This is a genomic window from Rheinheimera sp. KL1 (genome assembly GCF_001275035.1).
Classification (GTDB): Bacteria; Pseudomonadota; Gammaproteobacteria; order Enterobacterales; family Alteromonadaceae; genus Pararheinheimera; species Pararheinheimera tangshanensis.
Window position 1 is genome coordinate 131,029 of sequence record NZ_LAMX01000012.1, and the last position, 24,799, is coordinate 155,827.

Below are 24,799 nucleotides of genomic sequence, written 5' to 3' on the forward strand. Positions count from 1 at the left end.
TAAATAATTGATTAATAAGGACTATCAATGAGACCAAAGCTGACTCCAAAAGCTATATTGCTCATCGGTGTGCTGCTGCTTTGCGCCTGCAGCACACCGAATAAGGTTCAGCGTCAGGTAAGCAAAGATGCAGTACTGCCACAGATCACTCAAGGTGAACATCAGGGTGCCTATCGTAATCTGTATCGCACGCCTTTGGGGCAGCGGCAGTATCCGGCGTACTGTGAGGCAAACTGCTATCCGGCGGATCAGGCGCTGCAGTGCAAAACTCCGGGTCAGGATTGCCGTTATAGTGCAGCTCAGCAAGCACCTGAGTTAACTACTGGTTTTGATGTGCAATGGCTGGGTCATGCCAGCTTTGTGATCAATACACCGGATGGCCAGCAACTGCTGTTGGACCCTGTATTTGGCCAGTTTGACTGGCCGGTCCGTTGGGTGCAATGGTTTGCCGGCATTATCAAAAGACCTTACAGCCCGACTATCAGCAGTACAACTTTGGCAGAAACAGATGCCGTGTTGTACTCCCATTTGCATTACGATCATTTCAGCCACGAAAGTATTCAACAGATAGGCAATAAACCAACTTATTACCTGCCTCTGGGGATGGCGGATTATATGCCAAAGGGTGGATACCACATTATTGAACAGACCTGGTACAGCCAAAGCCAGCAAGGTGAGCTCAGCATACATCTGGTGCCAGCCCATCATTTTAATAACCGCAGATTGTTTAATGATGACAATAAGGCCCTCTGGGGAGGCTGGTTGTTAGAGTACGGTGAAAACACGTTGTTTTTTGCGGGAGATACCGGCTATTCAGAACATTTTAAGGATATTCAGCAAAAATATGGGGATATTGATATCTGCCTGCTGCCGATAGCCTCCTATCATCATGAAGAGCAGGCTGACTGGTATCGTTATGTGCATACCACACCTGAAGATGCGTTAGTGGCGGCGGCAGAACTGGGTTGCAAAGTGATGATCCCCTGGGGCTATGGTAATGGGAGTTGGCAGATGGGGGACATCAGTTCACATTCGCCACTCTTGCGCTTATTGCATATGCAGCGACAACTGAATAGTCAGGTGCCGCTGCTAATTTTAAATGAAGGTGATAGCGTACAGTTATAACAGCCTTGTATCAGGCGACTGGCTTTAAGCGCGCCTTTTCAGCCAGTTTATCGCTCAGTTTGCCTGTCACAGCCCAGACGATTAAAGCCACCCAGGCTATCCAGGAAAAACCAGCCGGCACATTCAGTAAGGCAATTTTGCCGGCATGCTGGCGATTAAAGGCTAATGCCAGCAGGCTGGGTAAAAACCAAATCAGCAGAAAAAGCGTGCCAAACCCTACTAAAAACACCAGATCAGCTTGTTGCCATGCCTGGACAAAGGTATCGAAAAATTGTTGTAAAGTTTCCATGGGTTATTCCTCGTTTTTGTTCATATCAAATTTGTTTTGCAGTACAGCGGCAAGCAGCCAGAACACCATAAACAGCACCAGAAATTCGGCATCGCTAAATTCGACCTGATTGCTCAGCTCAGACACGCAGTAATTTAAAGTTTCCATCTATCTATCCTCGTTAAATTTGTGAAATAAATCAGTGTGTAAGGGTTCAAATTAAAGTTTCAGATTTGACAGAGAGCTCAACTGAGCTTTCAGCTCGTCCACAGACCAGGCTTTGCCTTGCTGCACTACGGTATGCAAAGTGTTCAGCGCGTTCAAATCCTGCAGTGGGTTGGCACCCAGCACGATAAAATCAGCGACATACCCTGTTTTCAGCTGGCCATGATCAGTCAGCCCCAGATGCTCAGCGCCACCGCTGGTGGCCAGCTTCAACACCTGCCAGTGCGTCAGACCTGCCTGCTGAGTCAGTAACAATTCGCGCAGATAAAAAGGACCGCTGGCGCTTAAATCTGTGCCTATCGCCAGCGGCACACCGGCGTCGTACAGACGCTTAAGCAATTGCTTTACCTTCGGCATTTGACGCTGAGCGGCGGCAAAGTCTTCTTTCGACCAGTCATAACTGAGCGCAGCAAAAAAGGCGCGCCAACGGCTACGATTTTCCGGGTGAAAGACCCACATATTTTCTTCCGGATATAAGCTGTTCAGATCTCGGCCAAAGTAGAACAATTCATTGGCAACTAAGGTCAGGTCGACTCTGGTTTGTTGACGCGCCAGAGTGCTAAACAGCTTTTGCATCGGCTCACTGTCGTAGTCCACATAGTCGAACCACCGGTACAGATAACGGCTGTCATATGGATTTTTTCGTTCAACCAGATAGGCCTGTTTTGCATCGCCTGTCAGTAATTCAGCACTGGTTGGCAACGCATGGGTTAACATGTCTATGCCCAGATCCGCTGCATACTGCCAACTGACGCTATCCAGATGAGCCAGAGTTTTCAGGCCCGCCTCTTTGGCTAACCTTACTCCGAGCGCAACCTCGTCTTTGCTCAGCCCGGCGTATAACTTAATGTAGTGAACGCCCAGCTGTTTTTGACGGGCAATCTCAGCGCGCCAGCTTGCTTCGTCTTTTGGATAGACAGAGCCGCCTAACACTGGGGTAGGTTCGAAGACAAAACCAGCGTACTTTAACTTGGGGCCGGGCCAGTTACCTGCTTGTTGCTGCGCGACATACTCCGCGTTGGCTTCTGGTTCGCCTGCCGGGCTAAAGGTTGTAGTCACTCCGGTGGCTAAGGTGCTGATGGCGTGATAGCGCGTCAGCTCGCTATGACCTTTCACACTGATGACAGGTTTACCATCCTGCATCTCAGCCCGATGTGGACCTGCAGTCAGGTGCAAATGCACATCAATCAGCCCCGGCATCAGATACTGATCGTTGATATCCACCGTTTTGCTGGCTTCAGGTAAATTTGTATTCGCTTGTTGCTGGCCCATTTGAACAATGCGGCCCTCTTTGACCAGCAGCCAGCCATCCTGAACCAGTTGCTCTGTCGCAGGATTGAGTAAAGTGGCATTGTGATACAACACGCTTTGTGCCTGTTCGACAGATGCCTGGGCCACCGCCTGTAATGCAGGCCACAGGGCCATCAGACAAAGCGCGACAGATTTTTTTACATGCAGTGTTTTCATATGAATACTCCTTAAAACCGAAATAAAGTTGCTGTGTTTGCTTAAGAAGTCGGGAGTATTTCGTCAGCCGTTACAAAATTTTTTTTATTTATTTTTGTAACACTTTGCCAGTTGGGGCAGACTTACTTCTGACAGAGTGATAACTTCAATAAAAACTCTAAAACATTGAACAGGGAGGTTTTTTTGGCTAGTTCCGACCACAAAACTGTAACAGCTGAGCAGTTTTTGTTAGAGCTGTGGCAACAAAATCAGGGCGCGATCAGCCGGACTCTGATGGCCTCAGAGGCCGATCCCGCTGCACGACAGGACTTAAAACAGGATATTTATCTGGCATTGCACCAGTCCGCCGAACGTATTCAGGCAGCAGAGCTGCCGCGGGCTTATTTGTTTCGGATTGTACATAACGTGACGGTGGATCATATAGCCCGTGCCAAACGCCAGCAGTGGCAGGAATTAGATGAGGACACCCAGCATCTGCTTTTACAGGATTGCCCGTCGCAAGAGGTCGGAGAACAACAGCAAAGCCAGCAGCTATTGCAGGCAGTAAGGCAGCTCTCCCCTGCCAACCGTCAGGTTATTTTGCTGGCGATGGAAGATTTAGACGCACCTGAGATCGCAGATATTCTGCAATTGAGTCAGGGAGCAGTAAGAGTGCGATTAAATCGCGCTAAAACAGAACTGATGGAGATCATGCACCATGGCAGATGATTTTGACTTTGCCGCTCTGGCCAAAAGCTGGCAACAACAACCTACGGCGACAGAACTTCCACCCAATAGCGCTGATTTAACCCAAGCTAAACAGCGCCAGGCTGAACAAAAGTGGTTGATGTACGGCGAGTGGTTCGGTGCTGCTGTGATGTTCATTGCCGCCTTCTGGCTCGCCTTTCACATTCCTGATTGGCTGGGCTATCTGTCTGCGTTGTTTCTGATAAGCGGAGCCCTCAGTTCGGCTTATGTTGCCTGGACAGTACATAAACCTATACTGGAATATGACAACTGGAGCAGCAGCGGGCTGGTACAATTTCGGGCCAGAGCCTGTACATTAACCCTACGCTATTACCTGTATACCCAGCTATCCTGTGCTGCACTCGTGGTATTTGCCGGCCTGTTGTGGTTGATACAGTGGTGGAATATTGCTCAGGTCAGCGCTACCCTGCTGGTTTTTTACAGCCTCATAGTCGCTCCGCTTTGCCTGGCTGCTATCTATCGTTTGCAACAAAAGAAAAAACAAAAAGCGGCTGAACTGCAACAACTCAGCAGTCTGGCTGAGGATTTTCAGCAGGATACTGAGTTGTAAAACAGCATCTTGCTTACAATTTCAAACATCTGGTTGCTTGGCAAGTTAAGCCAGATAGATTAACTTAACTTTTTTGCAACTTTTGAGGTCATGATGAAGCAGTGGTTGCTAGTAGCACTATTGTCCACCAGTGCACAGGCCTATGAACCAGACAAAGATCAGATCCTGAGGTTTGAACCTTCGCCTTTTCAGAATACAGAGCTCAATTGTCAGCGTGATAAAGATGTAGTGCCCAGACGCAGCGATCTGGTGCTGGATCACTACGCGTTGCTGGCGGCGGATAACGGGGAGAGGGTCGCTACTATTACGGTGACAAATGGAGCTAGTGGCCAGCGTATGTTTAATCAGGAACATCTAGTGGCTATCATGGCGGACTGCAGCCGCATTTATCCCCAGTCATTCGAGCTGACGCTGGCAGCTGGTCAGCAAGAAACCTTCCAAATCTACTTTGGCCGTCGGGCACAACCTGTATTGCAGCTCATCAGTAATAACTGATGCAGAACTCTACCGTTCAGCTAAGCCCGAACTTATAAAAATTAACCTAGCCTGCCCCCCGATTTTGCAGCCAACACGTTCTAATCATGGATAAACCAGAGAACGGGGAAATCTCTTTCACTTTTTTGGGGAATACCATCAGTGATAAGCAAACAGGAGGTAAACTTTTTGATAAAAACACTCAAGTAAAAAACGTTTTTGCCGACAATAATCTGATGACGGACAACAAGGAGAGTGATATGAAAGTGGAGCAACAAGGGATAAGTCAGGCATTTCACATACCGCCAATCAAGCCAGCACTGCACATCAAAAAAGACACAGATAGTTCAGAGCAATTAACTCGTGAGCTAACGCAACTCGCCGAAGATACTTATCACAAAAATCAGCATCAGGAACCTGCCCCAACCTACCACAAGTCAATGACTATAGTGTCCAATCATGTATTGACCACTGCGGAAATTGAAGAAAAAGCGCTACTCAGGAATTCGACGGCCATGTTTAATCTTTACATGCCTGGCGGTGAAGTGTCTCAATCCGTTGAAAGAATGTTTTCTCAGTATGACAACATAATTTCTGAGATAAAAAGCAAGCAGCCTGAATTAGTCAATAAAGACTGGGCTATAGCACTGAATCAATCAGGTGAACCAGAAATTACAGGCAAACTAAGTCATGACGAAAAAGCCTTGATACTAGAAACATTGAATGCCAACGAAGATTTTATGAGCGCAGCCAGGGATTTTAAGTCTGGTTTCTTAGCGCATTTGAAATTTGGCAGCTCGGGCTGGTCAGATTATGACGTCAATGAAAACAATTTTTCAAAAGTCTTTGATTTAAAAGAAATGCTTGATCATTCACAAGGCGGAGAAGAATTTAAAAAGTTCTGGAATAAAGACTTTAGCTGGCTTGAGTTAAACAATAATATTTCAGCTCAACTAAAAAGAAATGCTGAAAAAATAAAGCCATTATGGTGACTCTGGCTTTAACACGAACAAAAACCTAGTCGGAAGTATTCGTCATCTGACGCGGTGTCTTGGCAGTGTCCGATCGACTCTCTGCCTGAGCCAAATGATCCACTATTCCTGTCGATTCCCCCCGCTCTCAACCGACCAATGTCGAATTCGTTTACATTTACCAACACTCTGCTCAGTGAAAAGCGTTAAACTAGCCGCGCCTTTTTTCAGGCCGTTTTAAACAAGGAATGCTGTACATGTCTGATTACTCTACTCATGCACCCAAATCGCGTATTTCTACCGGCGAATTTACTTTGCTGGTGGCCCTTTTAATGTCCATCGTTGCCATCTCTATTGATGCCTTATTGCCAGCGCTGGACGCTATTCGTGCTGATATTGCGATGAGTCACCCCAATCAGGCGCAACTGGTGGTCAGTGCCTTGTTTTTTGGTATGGCGATAGGCCAGCTGATTTGTGGCCCTTTGTCGGATGCCACAGGCCGTAAGAAAGTTTTAAACGGTGGCATAGTGCTGTTTTTAGTCGGTACTGTGATCTGTTATGTCGCCACCGATATCAACACCTTATTATTCGGCCGTTTTGTGCAGGGTTTAGGGGTTTCAGGCCCTTATGTTTCGGCTATTTCTATAGTGCGGGATAAATACTCCGGCAATGATATGGCACGCATTATGTCGCTAGTGATGATGATATTCGTGATGGTGCCGGCTTTAGCTCCAAGCCTGGGTCAGGTGGTGTTATGGATAGGTTCATGGCGCGATATTTTTATCCTTTATGTATTTTATGCGCTGCTTATTGTCGTGTGGATTTTCTGCCGTTTAGAAGAAACCTTGCCCAAAGAGCACCGTATCGCCATGAGTTCTAAAGGATTTGCTGAAGGTTTCAAAGAAGTGATCAGCAATGTGCCTACGGTCTGCTACATGGTGTGTATGGGTTTATTTTTTGGCAGCTTTATTGGTTATCTGAATTCATCACAACAAATTTTCCAGGACTTGTTTAAAACAGGTGAGCTGTTCACTTTGTATTTTGGCTTACTGGCGATAGTTTTTGGCGCTGCCTCTTTAGTCAATTCCCGCCTGGTGCAAAAATGGGGCATGCAACATTTATCTAACCGTGCGGTCTGGGGCATTATTTTAAGCTCAGCAGTATTTTTAGCGCTGCATTGGGTGATTGACATTCAGCTGTGGATTTTTGTGTTGTATGCGTCCGTGCTGTTTTTCTGCTTTGGTCTGGTGTTTGGTAATATCAACGCCATGGCAATGGAACCTATGGGCCATGTAGCTGGTATAGCGGCTGCCATTATTGGCTCTACTTCATCCATTATGTCGATGAGCATAGGCACAGTGATAGGCCAAATGTACAACGGTACCGTAATTCCTGTGACCGCAGGCTTTTTGATTTTTAGCAGCATCAGCATGGCAATTTTAACTTTTGCGCAAAATACAAAAAACAGCATCAGGATGGACAAGCTGAGCAGGCTTCTGAACCAGCCTGACAATCTCTTGGTTCTATAATAAGAAGCCCATGAATTACATGGCTTCTTTATACAAGTCACTGAAATTTAGTTCCGCTCCAGAGTTTTGCTACGGAAAATAATTGCCACTCTGCCACCAGAAATCCACCCCTACAAGCCCGCCTTAAGCTGCCAACCTGTCGGCAAAACCGTGGCCACAACATAAATTCACTTTTTTATAACCTCATTAAAAACTCAGGCACAGAAGCTGCAACCCTAACAACATCCACAGGGAACATGAGCTATCAAAGGGATAATGATGATCAGTTTATTCAGTAAAATAGAGAGCTTTGGTAAAAATTCAATTGCTGCTCTGGATCGTTCCAACAACGTATTACAAACAGGTCCAGCTATGCCTGTTAGCCATGCAGAAGACACTTCGGACACCGCCTACAGAGCCCCCAGCGCTATCGTAACTCTCTCTGAAAAAGCTCTGGAGCTGCAAAAAAGCTATAACGGCACACCAGCCTTTTTGATTAAAGACGCCTACGTGTCTGCGCCTCACAGACTAGCCCCAGATCCAGCTACACCTCTGGAAGATATGGTATATCGCAGAGATGGTTTACGCATCAATACTGAAACTAATCCGCCCCGCTGGATGGATTCCACCGATATCGTCAATTATGACGAGTGGCTCAAAAGCGAGCAGATGATTGACCAGCATGTAGATAAGCGGATCGCTATTTTTAAAGAGGGCAAAGCAGAAGGACTCACTGACGCTCAAATTATTCAGCAGATAGAAGACTACAACTCAACCCTGCCAGACCGCTTCCATCACGATACCAAAGTAGAAATGGATCTCGGTATGATTTATCGAACCAAACAATGGGTTGGAGTGACAGATGAAACTCTGCAGTCCAGCCTCGGTACCAGACGCAGAGAATCTTATGAACAGCTCTACACCAAGGCCACTGCCAAGTTTAAAACCGGCTAACGTGTTATTGCAGACTCTGCAATTGCAACCATTCCCTGGGGCTATGACCAGTTTTCCGTCTGAAGGTCCGGGCTAAAGCCGATGGGCTTTCATAACCCACTTCATCGGCGATCAAGGCGATGGGACGACCTTCACGCAGTAATTTTTGCGTAAGGCTTACCCGCCAGCTCACCAGATAATCGGCTGGGGTAATACCGACCACTTTATGAAACTTGGCGGCAAAACTTGCTCTGGACATGCTGGCTGCGCTCGCAAGCTCAGCCACAGACCAGGCTTTCGCGGGCTGGTCGTGCATTAAAGTCACAGCGTTTGATAGTCTTAAATCAGCAAGCCCGGCCATCATACCGGTCGATACACTACGATTAGCCATCATGTAACGTAATAACTGGATCACCACCAACTCGAACAAACGGTTCAGTACCGCATTTTTGCCACAATGCTGCGCAAAGGCTTCATCAAATAACCAGTCCAGATTACCACTAAGCATTGCGAGATCAGCCAAAGGCATGACGACATAAGCAGGTAAAGCTGTGGTTAGCGGATTATCCAGCCCGCCGTCAAAACTCAGTGCAGCTGACACCAGTTCTACCTGCAGCTCTGAGCTGGCAGACAAGCTATGACCAGAAGGCCGTGGAATAAATAACAAACTGGGTTCAGTGATCACAACGGGCTTTTGCTGATCCAGCTGAAATGCCGTATCACCAGAGCGCAACAAATGCAGCTTGGCTGTCCTGTCCGTTGCATCAAAAGCCATGTCAGCGCTAAGCACACCACCAAAGATAGTAGTGGCATGCATGCCAAATTGAGCAAGTAAGGTTGATAGCCGGTCCACACTTTTCTCCAGATTCGAAAATCAATAATTTAGACGATCTGTTGCATAACTTAGACCATTTAAACCCAAAAGAAAAGAAAGGCAGCCTACTATACTCACAGCCGCTACCAAGAGGAAACAACGAACCCCTCTTGCCTGAAGCGAGCGAAAGACCCATGAGGCAGGCGCACGAAGAAGAGCGCAGCCAACGAACTAAGCTTGCAACTCCAAAAGGAAACGAACATGACTCATTTCAAATCACGTTTATTCACTACAGCTATCGCAACATTCGGCCTGACCTTTGGCGCCGCCGCCTTTGCCGCTGAAAAACCTACAGTGGTATTGGTACACGGCGCTTTTGCTGAATCGTCCAGTTGGAACGCTGTAGTGTCTGAACTGCACGAACAAGGTTACCCGGTCATAGCCCTGGCGAACCCGCTACGCAGCGTAAAAAGTGATGCCGCTTATTTGCAGGATGTAGTAACCAATACCAAAGGGCCTGTAGTTTTAGTCGGTCACTCCTATGGCGGTTCAGTGATCAGCCAAATCGCACCAGACCAAACCAAAGTGAAAGCTTTAGTTTATGTCGCTGCTTTTGCTCCTGAACAAGGTGAAAATATTGCAGAATTATCAGGACGTTACCCTGGTGGCACTTTAGGCCCAACCCTTGCAGCTCCGGTGGTATTAAAAGATGGCAATAAAGATTTGTATATTCAACAGGACAAATTCCACACTCAGTTTGCAGCAGATGTATCTGCAACTGAAGCCGCGTTAATGGCTGCCACTCAGCGCCCGGTGACTGAAGCAGCATTGCATGAAGCTTCAGCAGCACCTGCCTGGAAAAAAATTCCGTCATGGGCGATTTACGGCACAGCGGACAAAAATATCCCGGTCGCTGCAATGAAATTTATGGCAGAGCGTGCTGGTGCTAAAAAAATTGTTGAAATCAAAGATGCCTCTCATGTGGTAATGACATCCAAACCAGAGCAGGTTGCCAAACTTATCGTTGAAGCAGCAGAAGCGACTGCGCAATAACTCTCTTAATAAAGCCGCAATACAAAAGCCCTGACGTATCACTCAGGGCTTTTGTTATTACTGACCACTTTGCTGTTCGGCCTGTATTCAATTCGCGGCAAAACTGTAATTGCCGACTATCCTCTAAGCTATAACTAAAAGGCATTAGTCAATTGGTCTGACCTTGCCCTATAGTCGTTACGCCGATTTTTTCTACAAAAAACAGTAATTTCGGCACGACAAAGACTGGCGCAGCAGCACGACCTGACCGAGCCTGTGCTGACATCATCTTCTTATGTCAGCACAGTGGTAGTCCCTTCAGGAAGAAGCAAACCTAGCCGCGGTAACCAGCTCAACTGCTATGCCTCTATCCTGGTTGATAGGGGCTACAGATCCATCTGCTTAGCAGGATCCAATAAGAAAACAGGACAAGAGGTCAGGATGTTTATTGCAATACCCAAAGAAAAACTGCACGACGAAACCCGGGTGGCGGCCACCCCAGCGACAACGGAACAGCTACGCAAATTAGGTTTTACTGTGCTGGTCGAAAGTGGCGCTGGCAGTAGCGCAGGTTTTAGCGATGAGGCTTATGCAGAGGCTGGTGCCAGCATAGCTGATAGCACCAGGCTCTGGGCCAGTGAGCTGATTTATAAGGTCAATGCGCCGACGGAGCAGGAAATCCATTTACTGCAAAAAGGCAGTACCTTAGTCAGTTTTATCTGGCCAGCACAAAACCCGGATTTAGTGGCGCGCCTTGCGGCTCAAGGTGTGAATGTATTGGCGATGGATATGGTGCCCCGTATTTCCCGCGCTCAGTCACTGGATGCCTTGTCGTCTATGTCAAATATTGCCGGTTACCGTGCGGTGATTGAAGCGGCCCATAGTTTTGGCCGTTTTTTAAGTGGTCAAATTACCGCAGCAGGTAAAGTGCAGCCCGCTAAAGTGCTGGTGATTGGCGCTGGTGTGGCCGGTCTTGCTGCTATTGGTGCGGCCCGTTCTTTGGGTTCTATAGTGCGGGCTTTTGATACCCGCCTTGAAGTGGCAGAACAAATTGAGTCTTTGGGTGGTGAGTTTTTAAAACTGGAGTTTGCCGAAGATGGCTCTTCGTCCAGTGGTTACGCCAAAGTGATGTCGGATGAATTTATTGCCGCTGAAATGGCGCTTTTTGCCGCGCAGGCCAAAGAAGTCGACATTATCATCACCACGGCCCTTATTCCGGGCCGGCCTGCACCAAAGCTCATCACCAAACAAATGGTCGATTCGATGAAACCCGGCTCTGTGATTGTTGATTTAGCGGCAGCTACTGGCGGTAACTGTGAATACACGGAGCCAGGTCAAATCACCGAAACGGCATCAGGTGTCAAAGTGATAGGTTACACCGACTTGCCAGGTCGTTTAGCGGCCCAGTCCTCACAGCTTTATGGCACCAATCTGGTGAATCTGGCCAAGCTCTTGTGCAAAACCAAAGATGGTCAGATGGTACTGGATATGCAGGATGTGATTATCCGCAATATGTCTGTAGTGCATCAGGGGGAAGTCACCTTCCCGCCGCCAGCTATCAGTGTGACAGCTGCGGCCAAACCTGTTGTGGCCAGTACTGCACCAGCTGCAAAAACAGAGAAAAAATCCATCAGTTCCAACTGGTTTATTGGCATAGCGGCAGTGTTATTGCTCTGGATAGGTTACTCAGCGCCCAGCGACTTTTTAGCACACTTTACGGTATTTTTACTCTCCTGCGTGGTCGGTTTCTATCTGGTCTGGAACGTGACTCACGCCTTGCATACGCCTTTGATGTCGGTCACCAATGCGATATCCGGCATTATAGTTTTAGGGGCTTTACTGCAAATCAGCAGCGATTCCTTGCTGGTACAAGCGCTGGCCTTTTTCGCCGTACTGATTGCCAGTATCAATATTGTCGGTGGCTTTACCGTCACACAGCGCATGCTGAAGATGTTCACCAAAGGCGGGGAGTAATAGCCATGACACAAGGATTAATCACTTCAGCCTATCTGGTAGCGGCTGCTTTTTTTATTGCCAGCTTAGCCGGTTTATCTAAGCAGGAAACGGCCCGCCGCGGGAACTGGCTGGGTATTTTGGGTATGACCATAGCCCTGCTCGCCACCATTGCCGGCGTTAGTATGGATGCCATGTTGCCGTTAGTGATAGCTCTGGCGATAGGCGGTGCTATAGGCCTTCGACTGGCGCTGAAAGTAGAAATGACGCAAATGCCAGAATTAGTGGCCATTTTGCATAGTTTTGTTGGTTTAGCCGCAGTGCTGGTGGGTTACAACAGCTTTTTTGAAACACACTCGGCTGCAGGCGCAGCACTCACAGTGCATTTGACCGAAGTATTTTTGGGGGTGTTTATCGGCGCTGTCACCTTTTCAGGTTCCATCGTGGCTTTTGCCAAATTACGTGGCATAGCCAGCTCCAAACCACTAAGTATTCCACATAAACATAAGCTGAATTTGCTGGCCTTAGTCGCATCAGCTCTGCTGCTGGTTTATTTTGTCAGCTTCGAAGGGGGTGAAACTGCCTTGCTGCTGATGACGTTAATCGCCTTAGTCTTTGGCTTGCATCTGGTCGCTTCTATTGGCGGTGCCGATATGCCGGTGGTGGTGTCTATGCTGAACTCCTACTCAGGCTGGGCCGCTGCTGCTGCAGGTTTTATGCTGGCGAACGACTTACTCATTGTCACTGGCGCTCTGGTCGGCTCGTCCGGCGCTATCCTGTCGTACATTATGTGTAAGGCGATGAACCGATCTTTTATTTCTGTCATCGCCGGAGGTTTTGGTCAGGTCGATGCCAAACAAAGTTCAGGCGACGAAGAACAAGGTGAATACCGTGAAATCAATGCCGAGGACGTGGCCGATTTACTACGAAACTCCAGCTCAGTGGTGATCACGCCGGGTTATGGCATGGCGGTGGCTCAGGCGCAGTATCCGGTCGCCGAGATTTGCCAGAAACTGAAAGAGCGTGGCATCAAAGTGCGTTTTGGTATTCACCCTGTGGCAGGTCGTATGCCCGGTCATATGAATGTATTGTTGGCAGAAGCCAAAGTGCCTTATGACATCGTACTGGAAATGGACGAAATAAATGAAGACCTCGCAGACACCGACACTGTGCTGGTGATAGGCGCCAACGATACCGTCAACCCAGCTGCGGCTGAAGATCCAACCAGCCCTATCGCTGGTATGCCTGTGCTGGAAGTCTGGAAAGCACAAAACGTAGTGGTGTTTAAGCGTTCGATGAACACTGGCTACTCGGGTGTAAACAACCCATTGTTTTATAAAGATAATACCCAAATGTGTTTTGGCGATGCCAAAGCCACTGTGGACGCGATTTTAAAAGCTCTGTAACAAGGCATTGAGTCTACCCAGCTAAAAAAGTCCGCCAGATTTAATGATCGGGCGGACCTTTGTTTTACACCACTGCCGCTATTTAGCAGCACTAAGCCTTTGCGTTATAAAGTCTATAAAAGCTCTAAGCCTGCGTTGATGGCGTAAATCCTGATGATAGCCCAACCAGATAGGCCGTGATGGCGGCGCACTGGCAACAGGCAGTTGCTGCAATCCCTGCATTTGCTCAGCCAGCCGCACAGGCAACACGGCAAGCCCAAGCCCCGCGACACACAATCTGGCCTGCGCTTCTCTGCTATTACTGCTAAACGCCAGCTTTGCGCCTGGAAACTGGCTGTTAAGCCAGACCACGTCGGGTAAATCACTAAAATAATTATCCATGCTGATCAATTTGAGCTGCTCTGGCGTGTTGAGCAAACTCAGGTCAAAATCAGCGGCAGCATACAAGCCATAATCCAGCAATAGCAGCTGACGCTGCGCTATATCCGCCTCATCAAAAGCCTGCAGCCTGAATACCAGATCCGCCTCACGCCGCGCCAGATTAAACAGTCTGCTGTCATTAAGAAGCTCTATGCTGACGCCTGAGTGCAACTGTAAAAATTCAGCACAGCAGTCCGTCAAAACAGAATGACTAAACCAGTCAAAAGACGAAATACGTAAGGTCCCTGTCAGTTTTACTTCCTGACCGGCCAACTGCCGCATCGCCGCATCCGCTTCTTCGGCCATACGTTTAGCTGCAGGCAATAAAGCCAGCCCGGCCTCGGTCAACAGAAAGCCTTCTGTTGTGCGCTGAAACAGCTTCAACCCCAAACTCTGCTCCAGGCTTTGAATTCGTCGGCCTAAAGTGGGCTGAGTAAAACCTACAGCACGTGCAGCTGCCGTTAAAGTGCCCTGCTCCGCCACCGCTAGAAATAAACGGATATCGCTCCAGTCCAAATGTTCCATAGCTGCCTCTTCAACTTACTCATGCATTTTCGCATAGCACCAATGCATATTAGTTCATTTCAGTTCTTTTAGGCATGGGCAATACTGCATTCAGCCCAATAACAGGGCGCCGAACACAGCAGAGGACATTCAGATGAGCACTCAATACAGCATGCAAGCCCTACAAATCAGTGAAGCCAACGGCAGTTTCAAGTTAATCCAACAATCTATTCCTCAACCCGGACCAGGCCAGGTGTTGGTAAAAGTAGCAGCCAGTGGCATCAACCCACTGGATTTGAAAATCAGAGCAGGACTGGCAGCCCATGCTAAACAGCCTTTTCCTGCGGTATTGGGCATAGATATGGCAGGTGAAGTGGTAGCAACAGGCTCTGATATCCATCACTTTGTAAAAGGCGACAAAGTGTACGGCATGACGGGAGGTGTAGCAGGTCAGCAGGGTTCCTTAGCTCAGTATCAGTTAGTGGATGCGGACTTGCTGGCCAAAGCTCCATCTAATATCAGCCTGCGTCAGGCCGCTGCAATGCCTTTGGTGGTGATCACAGCCTGGGAAGGTTTGATAGACAGAGCCAAAGTCGCAGCAGGACATAAAGTGCTGGTGCAAGGCGGTGCTGGTGGTGTCGGTCATGTCGCAGTTCAACTCGCTAAAGCTTTTGGTGCAGAAGTTTATGCCACAGCTTCAGCCAAAGATGCTGACTATATCCGTTCTCTCGGTGCTGTATTTATCGACTATCGGCACACCACTGTAGCGCAGTATCTGGCCGAACATACCAACAACACAGGCTTTGATATTGTCTACAACACTATGGGCGGCACTAGTCTGGATCTGGCTTTTCAGTCGGTAAAAACTTATACGGGCCATGTAGTTAGCAGTCTCGGCTGGGGTACACATAGCATAGCGCCTTTATCATTCAAAGCCGCCAGCTACTCAGGTGTGTTCACTTTACTGCCGTTATTAACAGGTCAACACAGAGCACAACATGGCGCTATTCTGCGCCGTGCCAGCCAACTGACAGAACAAGGACTGCTCACTGTGCGACTTGATCCGGAAGAGTTTGACTTTGGCCACATAGAGCAGGCTTATGAAAAAGTAGCAACGGCAAGCAATAATGGCAAAGTGGTTGTCACTGTAGCAGCTGAATAAACAACTCAGGGAGTTCACCACCAACTGCTATCTATTGGAGCTGTGCCTGAGGGCACAGCAAACTTGATTCGATGTTATGGTTGAGATTGCGCAGACATCTGCGGCCTGTTCCGCATCAACTGCATCAACTTCTGTGCGACATCTTTGCATGAATACAACTTGCCCCTCCACAGACTCTAATGCTCTGCCCTTTGCATCGCTTTGGAAGACACAGCTCCTGTTCAGACAAACTAAACTGACATCAAAAGTTACACAAGGTATTTGCTCAAGCTTCATTTTAGTAGTAGCTTAAAATACTACTAAAAAACAAGTACGAAAGAATGTCTAAAATCCCATTAAATCAACTGGGTTTTACCGAGCTTGAAACTGATCTCTACCTTGCACTTTTAACTCAAGGCGAAATGACAGGCTATGCAGTGGCCAAACAGATCAATAAAGCCGTTGCCAATGTGTACAAAGGCCTGGAGTCATTGACGCAAAAAGGCGCAGTGATCCAGACCCATCAGGATAAAAAAATTTACTGCGCCGTGCCCTGGCGCCAGTTGCTGGACAGTGAACAACGCAAGTTTAGTCAGACCATAGAGGCTTTGGCCGAACAACTGGATGCCTTGCCTGAGCCGGATGAAAACGAACAAGTGTATCAGTTAAGTAATCTGGACCAGGTGCGGTCTGAAACCTTAGCTTTTATCCACAGAGCACAGCATTTAATTCTGGCGGACATAGAACCTGACGCGCTGATGTATTTTGCCGAAGCACTGCAACAGGCCGCCGCACGAGGCGTTGAAGTGCGGCTGAAAGTCTATGAACAAGTGAGTTTACCCAGAGTGCTCCTGACCTTAAGGCAAAATGGCACTGAAGTGTATGCCAGAACCGACACCATCCGTTTTAAGCTCAGTGCTGATGGCCGGCATTTTGTGACGGCGTTACTGCACTCCAACAAAAAAGACTTGATCCAAGCCTTTAAGAGCAGCAGTGCCCTGATGAATATGAATATATTTTCCGGTCTGGCTTATGAGTTGATCCTGACCGAACTAAAACAAGCGCTAAGCCAATCCAATCTGGAATTGGCACAACAGATTTTGCAAAACACCGCACATCTGCACCCTTTTACCACGCAAAATCAGGTATTTCAGCACTACCGTCAACAGTACCAGCAGCGTTACAACACCAAGCCACTTACAGACGATCAGGAGCCATCATGAACAACCTCATTCTCTGCCTGCTGGCAAGTTCGGCCTTTGTTATGAATTCAGCTGCTGCACTAAACAACAAAGACTTTGCACCATTGGAACAGTGGCTTGAAAACACTAAAACTCAAACCAAGCTTCAGTCAGGAACAGCAATAGCCCTAGTGCAAGATGGCAAGGTGCTGTATCAGGGCTACTTTGGTTATGCTGACATCAAAGCCCGGCAAAAAGTCCAGCCAGACACTGTGTTTTATATTGCCTCGGCCACTAAACCTTTTACCGCTTTTGCCACCTTGTTGCTGGAACAGCAAAATAAACTGAGTACCAACACCTCCTTACAGCAGATGTTTGCCGATACTGAATTCAAGGGTGTTGATGCCAGCCATATTTCAATCAAACAACTGCTGACGCACCAGTCTGGTGTCGACAATCAGCCTTTAGTCTGGGCCACAGCTTATAGCGGCATTCACACTCCAGCCTCTTTACAAGCTCTGGTGGCGGGTTCTTATCCGGATGCAGAAAGTAAAACAGGCCAGTTTAATTACACTAATGTGGGCTACAACATCCTCAGTACCTGGCTGGATCAGCAGTCTGATCTCAGCTGGCAACAACAGCTGCAACAACTGATCTTTACGCCACTTCAAATGCAGCACAGCTCGGCTTTGGTCAGTGAAGCGAAGCGCAAAAACTGGATGCTGGCGAAACCTTATTCAGCGATGAGTCCCAATCCAGCACAAGAGTTGTACCTGCAAAAAACCGATCAGACTATGCATGCGGCGGGTGGCATGCTGGCCACAGCGCCGGACCTGGCCAAGTTTTTAATAGCGCAAATGCAAGATGGCGGCGCAGTTTTTCCTGAAACTGTAATTAAAAAAGCACAACAGACCGAAGTGGTCACAGACAGCAACTACAACGATTTTAACCGCTCAGGTTACGCCTGGGGCTGGTACAGCGGTGACTACAAAGGTGAGCGCATGCTGCATCATTTTGGCAGTTTTGCTGGTTTTCACGCCCATTTGTCTTTTATTCCAGAAAAAAATATCGGCTTAGTGGTGCTGAACAATGAAGACTTTTTAAGTGGCCATGTCACCAATCTGATTGCCGATTACAGTTATGGTTTGTTACTAAACGAAGCCAATATAAAAACCAAAGTTGCCGCCCGCTTTGACGAATTGTTGGTAAAAGCAGCTGGCCTGCCAAAGGCCGTGCTAAAAGAGCAGCAAAAAATTCAGGGGCGTACTTTTCAGCTGTCTTTGCCTGCAGCAGCTTATGTCGGCACCTACCGCCACCCGCAACTGGGTGATATTCAACTGACACTGACCGACAAACAGCAACCGCAACTGCAATGGGGAGAACTACAGACTGTGGCGACTGGTTATGACCAACCCGATGCAATACGGCTAGGCTGGGTCCCCAACTCAGGAGAAATCGCCAACTTTAAGCTTGATGGTAAAAAAGTCACCAGCCTGTCTTTTAATGAAATGACATTCCAGAAAATCAACTGAAGCAAATTCAAACTCACTCAGCACAGGGTTTTGTTCTTCGCCCGTTGAACAAAACCTTGAGTGCTGACGTATACAGATTTATTCAAGCCACGGCGTTAACCCAACGCCTCAACCAAAGAGCCCAGCCCATGTTTAGTTTTTTTAAACGAGATCCAATCAAAGCCTTGCGCCAAAAATACGATGCCAAAGCCGAGCAAGCTATGCTCGCCCAGCGAAAAGGCGATATGCGCTTATTTGCTGATTTAACAGCTGAAGCGGAAGAGTTATGGGCACAGCTGGAAAAGTTGCAGGCTGAAACCAAGCAAAGCTAAAACTCTTGGTTGTTACAAAGCTTGAGCAAAAGGCCACTGTTTTATACTGGCTTTTTTAGCTTTTAATACTGATGGATAGTGGTTGTTAGCTATGAGCGAATTGCTGAACTTCATTCCGCATCATAGTGCAAATGTGAATGTCCGCATTACCGCCAAAACCGGACATGTTGCCCGGTTTATTTAGTCTGAATTGAGTAGCTTTGTCTCTTATACGCTTTCGCAACTCCTCGAAGATCTTCGGAAAACCGACGAGGTAAATTGCGAATAAGTCCCTAGCCCTGAGACAATCGAAAAAAGCGGGAAGAAGCGGACTTGATCGTACTTTCCTTACCATGTTGATGATGAAAACGGTGATGAAGAATATGGCAGCACAACATAGCGTTGCTCGGCGGTCCCTCCCGACAGGCCCCGTGACAGCGGCGTATGAACGCAAGGTGGATGCGGAGGAGGTGCGACGAGATGACGCGCAAGTCGCTCTGGCGGCAAAACTCGATGCCCTGCACGAGTCTCTTACCTCGCTCCCACCAGTACCCGTGCGCACCGACAGACCGACAGAGAGCAGCTCTACAAGCAGCAATCCGCTGTTACTGTTACTGACGCGATCCTTGGCATCCGCTCAGTCCTTTCTTCGAAAGAAATTCCATTTGTGGTCTTTTGGTCCACCACCGCGAGGCATTTACATTCATGGACCGGTCGGGGTCGGCAAGAGCTTTCTAATGGATCTCTTTTACGCGTCGGTTAATGTTCCTAATGATTCTTGCTGTAATAATGACAGCCACAGCTTCAAACAGGTCAAAATTACCAAACGCCGCGTCCACTTTCATGAATTCATGCTAGACGTCCATCATCGAATCTTTGTCTACAAACAGAAGCACCCACGAGATGATGCGATACCCATCATTGCGCAGCAATTGGCACAGGAAGCCCAACTCCTCTGTTTCGATGAATTTCAAGTAACAGACGTTGCCGATGCCATGATTTTGAAACGACTTTTTTTATTATTATTGGATTGGAATGTCGTGGTGGTGGCCACCTCGAATCGCTCCCCCGATGCCTTGTATGAGGGAGGAATTAACCGATCCCTCTTTTTGCCATTCATAGACATGTTAAAACACACGTTCGAGATTATCTCCATGGAGGATTCCGCCAAGGATTATCGACTCGAAACTCGAGCTGATGGTCAATCCTATTTTTGGTCAAACAAGGATGTTCACGGCGATAACAATAGTGATAACAACATGCAGGCGCAGTTGAAAGAAATATTTGGTGGCACTGCATCCAGAACTGAGGCCGAGGCCATTCACGTTCCCTTCGGTCGCACCGTCCAGGTCGCCCGATTGAATGACCGGTGCGCCTGGTTTGACTTTTCCGAGTTATGCTACCAACCACTCGGCGCGGCTGATTATATTTCCCTCTGCGACCGATTTCAGGTCCTCATCATGGACCGGGTGCCGCAATTAGAAGTCAATCACCTCGACGAAGCGCGACGATTCGTGACCCTCATTGACGTGTGTTATGAATCTCGCACCCGCTTGGTGCTAGCGGCAAAAGTCCCGCTCGATGAATTATTTGTCGAGTTTGAAGCGCAAGTTGAAAGCAGTGATGGAAATGAAGAGTTGTTTGTCAGTGAGAAGGGGGGAAACTCGAGTTCCTTTGCGACGACCATGATTCGCACCAAAGAGGGTGAACAATTTGAGTGGTCGGCGACGGGTCGAAGTGGCGTGTCACTGGCACAATTATCGGCCGCCAATGATCTCGCTTTTTCCTTTCGACGAGCCGCGTCTCGGTTGGTAGAAATGGGTGGAAAGGAATGGGGACGGCAGTGACGAAAGCTCTTTACCTTGCAAACCATTGAACCTATGGCAGATTTTTACCTAGGGAACATGCGAATAAGTCCCTAATATGAATTAATCTGCCACAAATGATAACTCAGAAAGAACGCATCATGAGCCATCAACTTACTTTTGCAGATAGTGAGTTTTCCAACAAGCGTCGTAAAACGCGTAAAGAGATCTTTTTATCACGGATGGACGCTCTGTTGCCTTGGTCTCAAATCCTTGAAGTTGTTAAACCATTCTATCCTAAGGCAGGCAATGGACGACATCCTTATCCATTAGAAACGATGCTTCGTATACACTTCATGCAAAAGTTGTAGTGGCACACTGAATTTGGCAATCTGATTAGAGGTGTTATGATCCACCTCGTAAGCAATTAGGTGACATGATGAACAAGAAAACAAGACCTACTTTTAGCCCGGAATTTCGCCTGGATGACGGCCTGCAGAAAGAGGCTCAAATTCTTTCAGCGCTGGTTTAAATAAAGCCGAAGAAGTCTATTCTCCGGTCTCGCTAAAGCGAGTCGGTTATTTCCAACGTTAAATGCCGAAACTAGAGCGTGCGTGCTAATGAATGAGAGAGAACGAGTCTTGTGTGAGCGTCTAAGAGCCATGGAGTCGGCCGAGACTGCGGAGTGGCTGATTTCTGAATACCCCATGGGATCTAAGAATTGGGGTGAGGCGCTAGTTCGGATACCACATCGGTCTTGGGGAAAGCCCGAACAATGGAGCTTGGCACGGCACTACTTTGGCAAGGTTCCCTACGCCAGCGCTAAGCCATATGAAGTATTCGCTCAGATCATGCCGCCCTCTCGCATGGCGCAAGTGCTGGACGAATTCATACCGCCATCGGAGCCAGATAAGCAGCTTCTGCTATACCACCTGTATAAGGTTCTTGCCCACAGCAACGTGGCATCTCAGTCAGTGTCAGTAGAAGTTATCGCGCTGCTGGCTAAGCTTGGCGTGTCGGCATCTAACAATTCGCTGCAGGCCTGGCGGCCCTGAGCTCAAACGTTCTGCTAATACCTAAAAGCAGTCTTTAGTGTCTGTAAAGTGAAATGTCCGCAATTGGCACTAAGCGGTTATCCGATTTACTTGTACTCAGACAACTTATGCTATTCAAACTGAATCGACTGAAGATTGGAATTGCGGTCTAAAGAGAACTAAGCAGCCAAAGCGAGGAAAGTCATGGTGCTTAGCAGACCCTGTCCAGCATGGATGCTGGACAGGAGCCTATAGGGACATATTTACGGCGAGTCTGCGTGCACTATGGCTTTTCCGCCGCCACCTTCGCCAACTACTGAAGATCAGCAGATTTAAACTAGCAACGGAGCAACTTAAGGCGCCGTAATCACCTTATTCGCCAGCACTCTGGCTTTGCCTAAAAAGCCGGACCAGCGGATGTTAAAGCGGATTAAGCCCCAGTAGGTTAACGGCACCAGCAATAAACTGGTTAAGGTGGAGAACACCAAACCACCTATGATGGCAATGGCCATAGGCGCATAACTTGGGCCGTCACCGCCTATAGTGGCGTCGCCAAAAGCCAGTGGTAATAAACCCAATACTGTAGTGGATACCGTCATCAGAATAGGTCGTAACCGCGCTTCACAGGCTTCGATGATCAGTGGCACCAGCTCGGCATCAGGGCTTTCACTGCGCAACTGATTAATGCGGTCCACCAGCACTATGCCGTTGTTGACTACGATACCCATTAGCACCAGCATGCCTATCATGCCCATAATGCCCATCGAGGTGCCGGTGAATAAAAAGGCCCAGAACACGCCGACAAAAGAGAACAACAAGGAACCAATCACAGCGGTTGGCATAATCAAGGACTCAAACAGCGCCGCCATCACCAGATAAATCATAGCCACAGCCAGCAACATATTGATTTGCATAATGCCCTGCGCTTCATCCTGATACTGGAAGCTGCCTTCAAAAGACCAGGCGTAACCTGCTGGCAACTGCAGCTGATTTAACCGGGTGGTTAACTCTTCACGGGCTTTATCCATCGTCAGGTCTTTATTCATATTCATGCCAATGGCAAGCGTAGTCTGACGATTAAAGCGGCGGATTTCCGACAGCAGTGGTTCTACTTTCAGTTCAGCCACCTGCGCTAAGGTAATGACTACATTGTCTTTTACCAGCACAGGAATAGCCGCCAGCTCTGCAGGCGAATGGCTGACCTTTTCGTCATACAACACCCGAAGCTGCAATTCGCCCTGCTCGTCGGAGCGGTAGGTGCGTAAATTGGTGCCACGCAGCGCCAAAGTAACGGCTTGCGCCACTTCGCTGGCATCCAGGCCCTGACGTTGTAGCTCTTCATTGTTCAGCTGAATTTGCATTTCAAACTGGCCATCGGAAATTTCAGAGCGCACGTCTTCCAGCCCTTTAATTTGCGAAATCACCGGCACTATATCGGCGGCTAATTTGGTCAGCATTTCAGTCGAAGGGCCAGATAAATGCACCTGCATACCACCGCCGTTATCACTCCAGCCAAAACTGGGTTGTGAGCGCACTAGCTGTGGCCAACCTTTGCGAATAGCTTCCTTAATTTCAGAGACAGGTTTTACCAGCGGATCGTTAAACATAATGATCGACATCGCATGATTGGCAGTGTAATAGCTGTACACAGACTCAATTTCATACTCGTCTTTGTGCTGATATAAGTAGGCTTCCATCCGGTTTACTTCCTGCTCTACCTCGGCCAGATTGTAATTGCCCTGCACGTTGTAGTTCAAAAAAGCTCTGTTACTGTCGCCATCATCATCGTCACCACCAGACACTTGGCTTAACGGAATAGCGATACTGAACAGCAATAAAAAAGCGATGCCGGTTGCAGCTTTAGGTGATGCCATCACCCAACGTAAACAGCGGCCATAAAACTTATCGACTTTGCTCGGTGCCGCATTGTCTGAGCTATGGATTTGCTTAATCTTTGTGGTCAGTAACGGAATTAAGGTTAAAGCCATCAGTAAAGACACACCAAGCGCTATGGTGATGGCAATAGCAACATGCTCCAGAAACACAGTGACATCTACTTTCTGGCCGATAATATTGGGTAAAAATACGATGGCTGTAGTGGCAGTACCGGCCAGCACGGCCAGACTCACTCTGTTCACTCCCAATTCTGTGGCTCTTTTCATATCAGCATCGGCAGCACGTTCGCGGAATATACTTTCAGTCACTACCACTGAGTTATCCACCAGCATTCCGACCGCCAGCATTAAGCCCATCATACTCAGCACATTCAGGCTGTAACCGAGGAAGTACATAGCGCCCAAAGTAATAGCGATAGACACAGGCACAGACAATACCACCACTAAAGTAGTGGGAATATGGCGTAAGAATAAATACAGCACACCAAAAGACAACACAGCGCCCATAGCGCCAGAGCCCAGCAGGTTCGACAAGGAGTCTGTGACGCCTTTGGCGGTGTCGTCCATCAGGAATAAATTGATACCGTTAAAGGCCGGATCTTTACCCGCTGCATCCACCACGCTATCGCAGCGCGGGATACATCCACCAGATTTGCATTCGACTCTTTAAAGACGTTCATACCGACCGCATAGGTCTGGTGTAAATGCCGGCCTTCAATACGTTTGGGCAGCTCCAGCATCACATCAGCCACGGCGCCCAGAGTTAGACCAGCGCGAATAGGCAAAGCGCGGATTTCATCCAGACTGGTAAATTCGCCAACAGGTTTCACCAGAATACTTTCATTGGGATTACGCAGCTCGCCCGCTGTCATTGCAAAATTGCTTTCCTGCAATAATTGCACTAACTGCACCGGGTCGACCTGCAAATTACGCATACGTTGTGGGTCAAGGCGAATAGTCACCTGGCGTTTATCCACACCATACAGCTCCACTTTCGATACACCAGGCACCCGCTCCAGCGGACGCTTAATCACACGCTCCAGTAAGTCGTAGGCCATGGCTAAATCGCGTTCACTGGAAATACGTAGCTGGAAAATAGGCATATCGCTGGTGTTAAACTGATACACCATCACCCGCTCTACATCCCGTGGTAACAGGTGACGCATATTGTCTAAACGCTCACGCACTTCAATACTTTTGGTATTGATGTCCTCTTCCCAGTTAAATTCCAGCGAAATGTCAGCACCGTCTTCTTTGGAAAAACTGCGCATCTTTTTAATGCCAGTCACTGTGGCCAGCGCTTCTTCCACTGGCCTGGTGATCAAACGCTCGGTTTCACTGGGCGTAGCATTAGGATAAGGCACATGCACATAAATTTCCGGGATATCGATACCAGGGAATTTCTCCAAAGGCAACATGCGGCTTGCGATTAAACCAAACACCAGCAAGGACAAAAACAACATACATAAAGTCACAGGCCGGGTTAAGGCAAAACGGGTGATGGCTAAGGGTTTATGATCCATG

General features: G+C 48.1%; 22 protein-coding genes and 1 pseudogene. 16 read left to right on the forward strand and 7 right to left on the reverse strand.

The genetic code is table 11. The features are described 5' to 3' along the window. Window positions 1-27 precede the first annotated feature (27 nt). Window positions 28-1,125, forward strand: coding sequence for an MBL fold metallo-hydrolase (locus WH43_RS05665; protein ID WP_053423672.1), 1,098 nt, complete (start codon window positions 28-30; stop codon window positions 1,123-1,125). 10 nt (window positions 1,126-1,135) lie between these two features. Here WH43_RS05665 and WH43_RS05670 read toward each other — a convergent pair whose 3' ends face one another. The 3 genes from WH43_RS05670 to WH43_RS05675 are packed head-to-tail and all read right to left on the reverse strand — an operon-like array spanning window position 1,136 to window position 3,085. Next, a complete protein-coding gene (locus tag WH43_RS05670) occupies window positions 1,136-1,414 on the reverse strand; it encodes a superinfection immunity protein (RefSeq protein WP_053423673.1) in 279 nt (92 codons plus the stop codon). Between the two features lie 3 nt (window positions 1,415-1,417). Next, window positions 1,418-1,561 (reverse strand): hypothetical protein, encoded by a 144-nt coding sequence (locus tag WH43_RS20375; RefSeq protein WP_286049502.1) that lies wholly within the window; start codon window positions 1,559-1,561, stop codon window positions 1,418-1,420. Between the two features lie 51 nt (window positions 1,562-1,612). Further along, window positions 1,613-3,085, reverse strand: coding sequence for an amidohydrolase family protein (locus WH43_RS05675; RefSeq protein WP_053423674.1), 1,473 nt, complete (start codon window positions 3,083-3,085; stop codon window positions 1,613-1,615). Between the two features lie 183 nt (window positions 3,086-3,268). Between WH43_RS05675 and WH43_RS05680 the strand changes: the two genes are divergently transcribed. The 6 genes from WH43_RS05680 (at window position 3,269) to WH43_RS05705 (ending at window position 8,289) form a co-directional block, all read left to right on the forward strand. Next, window positions 3,269-3,793 (forward strand): RNA polymerase sigma factor, encoded by a 525-nt coding sequence (locus WH43_RS05680; RefSeq protein WP_053423675.1) that lies wholly within the window; start codon window positions 3,269-3,271, stop codon window positions 3,791-3,793. Further along, window positions 3,783-4,382 (forward strand): hypothetical protein, encoded by a 600-nt coding sequence (locus WH43_RS05685; protein WP_053423676.1) that lies wholly within the window; start codon window positions 3,783-3,785, stop codon window positions 4,380-4,382. The genes WH43_RS05680 and WH43_RS05685 overlap by 11 nt, the downstream gene beginning before the upstream one ends. Window positions 4,383-4,475: 93 nt before the next feature. Then, on the forward strand, window positions 4,476-4,877 hold the full coding sequence (locus WH43_RS05690; protein ID WP_053423677.1) for a hypothetical protein: 402 nt from the start codon (window positions 4,476-4,478) through the stop codon (window positions 4,875-4,877). Between the two features lie 86 nt (window positions 4,878-4,963). Further along, window positions 4,964-5,848: a hypothetical protein gene (locus WH43_RS05695; protein ID WP_053423678.1), complete on the forward strand. Its 885-nt coding sequence runs from the start codon at window positions 4,964-4,966 to the stop codon at window positions 5,846-5,848. Between the two features lie 236 nt (window positions 5,849-6,084). After that, entirely contained in the window at window positions 6,085-7,356 is a 1,272-nt protein-coding gene (locus tag WH43_RS05700) for a multidrug effflux MFS transporter (RefSeq protein WP_053423679.1), read from the forward strand. A gap of 258 nt (window positions 7,357-7,614) precedes the next feature. Further along, the gene (locus WH43_RS05705) at window positions 7,615-8,289 is read left to right on the forward strand and encodes a hypothetical protein (protein WP_053423680.1); all 675 of its coding nucleotides are present in this window, start codon (window positions 7,615-7,617) and stop codon (window positions 8,287-8,289) included. Between the two features lie 4 nt (window positions 8,290-8,293). Here the strand turns inward: WH43_RS05705 and WH43_RS05710 are convergent, their stop codons facing one another. Continuing rightward, the gene (locus WH43_RS05710; protein WP_053423681.1) at window positions 8,294-9,121 is read right to left on the reverse strand and encodes an AraC family transcriptional regulator; all 828 of its coding nucleotides are present in this window, start codon (window positions 9,119-9,121) and stop codon (window positions 8,294-8,296) included. Window positions 9,122-9,343: 222 nt separating this feature from the next. On the opposite strand from WH43_RS05710, the gene WH43_RS05715 reads away from it, so the two are divergent. The 3 genes from WH43_RS05715 to pntB all read left to right on the forward strand — a co-directional run bounded on the left by WH43_RS05715 (window position 9,344) and on the right by pntB (window position 13,473). Beyond that, the gene (locus WH43_RS05715; RefSeq protein ID WP_053423682.1) at window positions 9,344-10,135 is read left to right on the forward strand and encodes an alpha/beta fold hydrolase; all 792 of its coding nucleotides are present in this window, start codon (window positions 9,344-9,346) and stop codon (window positions 10,133-10,135) included. A 420-nt stretch (window positions 10,136-10,555) separates the two neighbouring features. Next, entirely contained in the window at window positions 10,556-12,088 is a 1,533-nt protein-coding gene (locus WH43_RS05720; protein WP_053423683.1) for a Re/Si-specific NAD(P)(+) transhydrogenase subunit alpha, read from the forward strand. 5 nt (window positions 12,089-12,093) lie between these two features. Further along, the gene (gene pntB / locus WH43_RS05725) at window positions 12,094-13,473 is read left to right on the forward strand and encodes a Re/Si-specific NAD(P)(+) transhydrogenase subunit beta (RefSeq protein ID WP_053423684.1); all 1,380 of its coding nucleotides are present in this window, start codon (window positions 12,094-12,096) and stop codon (window positions 13,471-13,473) included. 78 nt (window positions 13,474-13,551) lie between these two features. Here pntB and WH43_RS05730 read toward each other — a convergent pair whose 3' ends face one another. Continuing rightward, a complete protein-coding gene (locus WH43_RS05730; RefSeq protein WP_082335693.1) occupies window positions 13,552-14,418 on the reverse strand; it encodes a LysR family transcriptional regulator in 867 nt (288 codons plus the stop codon). 133 nt (window positions 14,419-14,551) lie between these two features. On the opposite strand from WH43_RS05730, the gene WH43_RS05735 reads away from it, so the two are divergent. From WH43_RS05735 to WH43_RS05765, 6 genes and pseudogenes are all read left to right on the forward strand, one after another. After that, window positions 14,552-15,559: a zinc-dependent alcohol dehydrogenase family protein gene (locus WH43_RS05735; RefSeq protein ID WP_053423685.1), complete on the forward strand. Its 1,008-nt coding sequence runs from the start codon at window positions 14,552-14,554 to the stop codon at window positions 15,557-15,559. Window positions 15,560-15,879: 320 nt separating this feature from the next. Next, window positions 15,880-16,761 (forward strand): TrmB family transcriptional regulator, encoded by an 882-nt coding sequence (locus tag WH43_RS05740; protein ID WP_053423686.1) that lies wholly within the window; start codon window positions 15,880-15,882, stop codon window positions 16,759-16,761. Next, window positions 16,758-18,251 carry a serine hydrolase gene (locus WH43_RS05745; protein WP_053423687.1) on the forward strand — a complete coding sequence of 498 codons (1,494 nt, stop codon included), beginning with the start codon at window positions 16,758-16,760 and terminating at the stop codon, window positions 18,249-18,251. The genes WH43_RS05740 and WH43_RS05745 overlap by 4 nt, the downstream gene beginning before the upstream one ends. A 128-nt stretch (window positions 18,252-18,379) precedes the next feature. Continuing rightward, window positions 18,380-18,562 carry a DUF6435 family protein gene (locus WH43_RS05750; RefSeq protein WP_053423688.1) on the forward strand — a complete coding sequence of 61 codons (183 nt, stop codon included), beginning with the start codon at window positions 18,380-18,382 and terminating at the stop codon, window positions 18,560-18,562. Between the two features lie 362 nt (window positions 18,563-18,924). Further along, window positions 18,925-20,388 carry a cell division protein ZapE gene (zapE, locus tag WH43_RS05760; protein WP_286049503.1) on the forward strand — a complete coding sequence of 488 codons (1,464 nt, stop codon included), beginning with the start codon at window positions 18,925-18,927 and terminating at the stop codon, window positions 20,386-20,388. 119 nt (window positions 20,389-20,507) lie between these two features. Continuing rightward, a pseudogene (locus WH43_RS05765) lies at window positions 20,508-20,711 on the forward strand (transposase); the annotation flags it as partial. Between the two features lie 1,022 nt (window positions 20,712-21,733). Here WH43_RS05765 and WH43_RS05775 read toward each other — a convergent pair. Further along, a complete protein-coding gene (locus WH43_RS05775) occupies window positions 21,734-23,896 on the reverse strand; it encodes an efflux RND transporter permease subunit (RefSeq protein ID WP_286049504.1) in 2,163 nt (720 codons plus the stop codon). After that, window positions 23,842-24,798, reverse strand: coding sequence for an efflux RND transporter permease subunit (locus WH43_RS20380; protein WP_286049505.1), 957 nt, complete (start codon window positions 24,796-24,798; stop codon window positions 23,842-23,844). Before WH43_RS20380 ends, WH43_RS05775 begins: the two co-directional genes overlap by 55 nt. Window position 24,799: the final 1 nt, after the last annotated feature.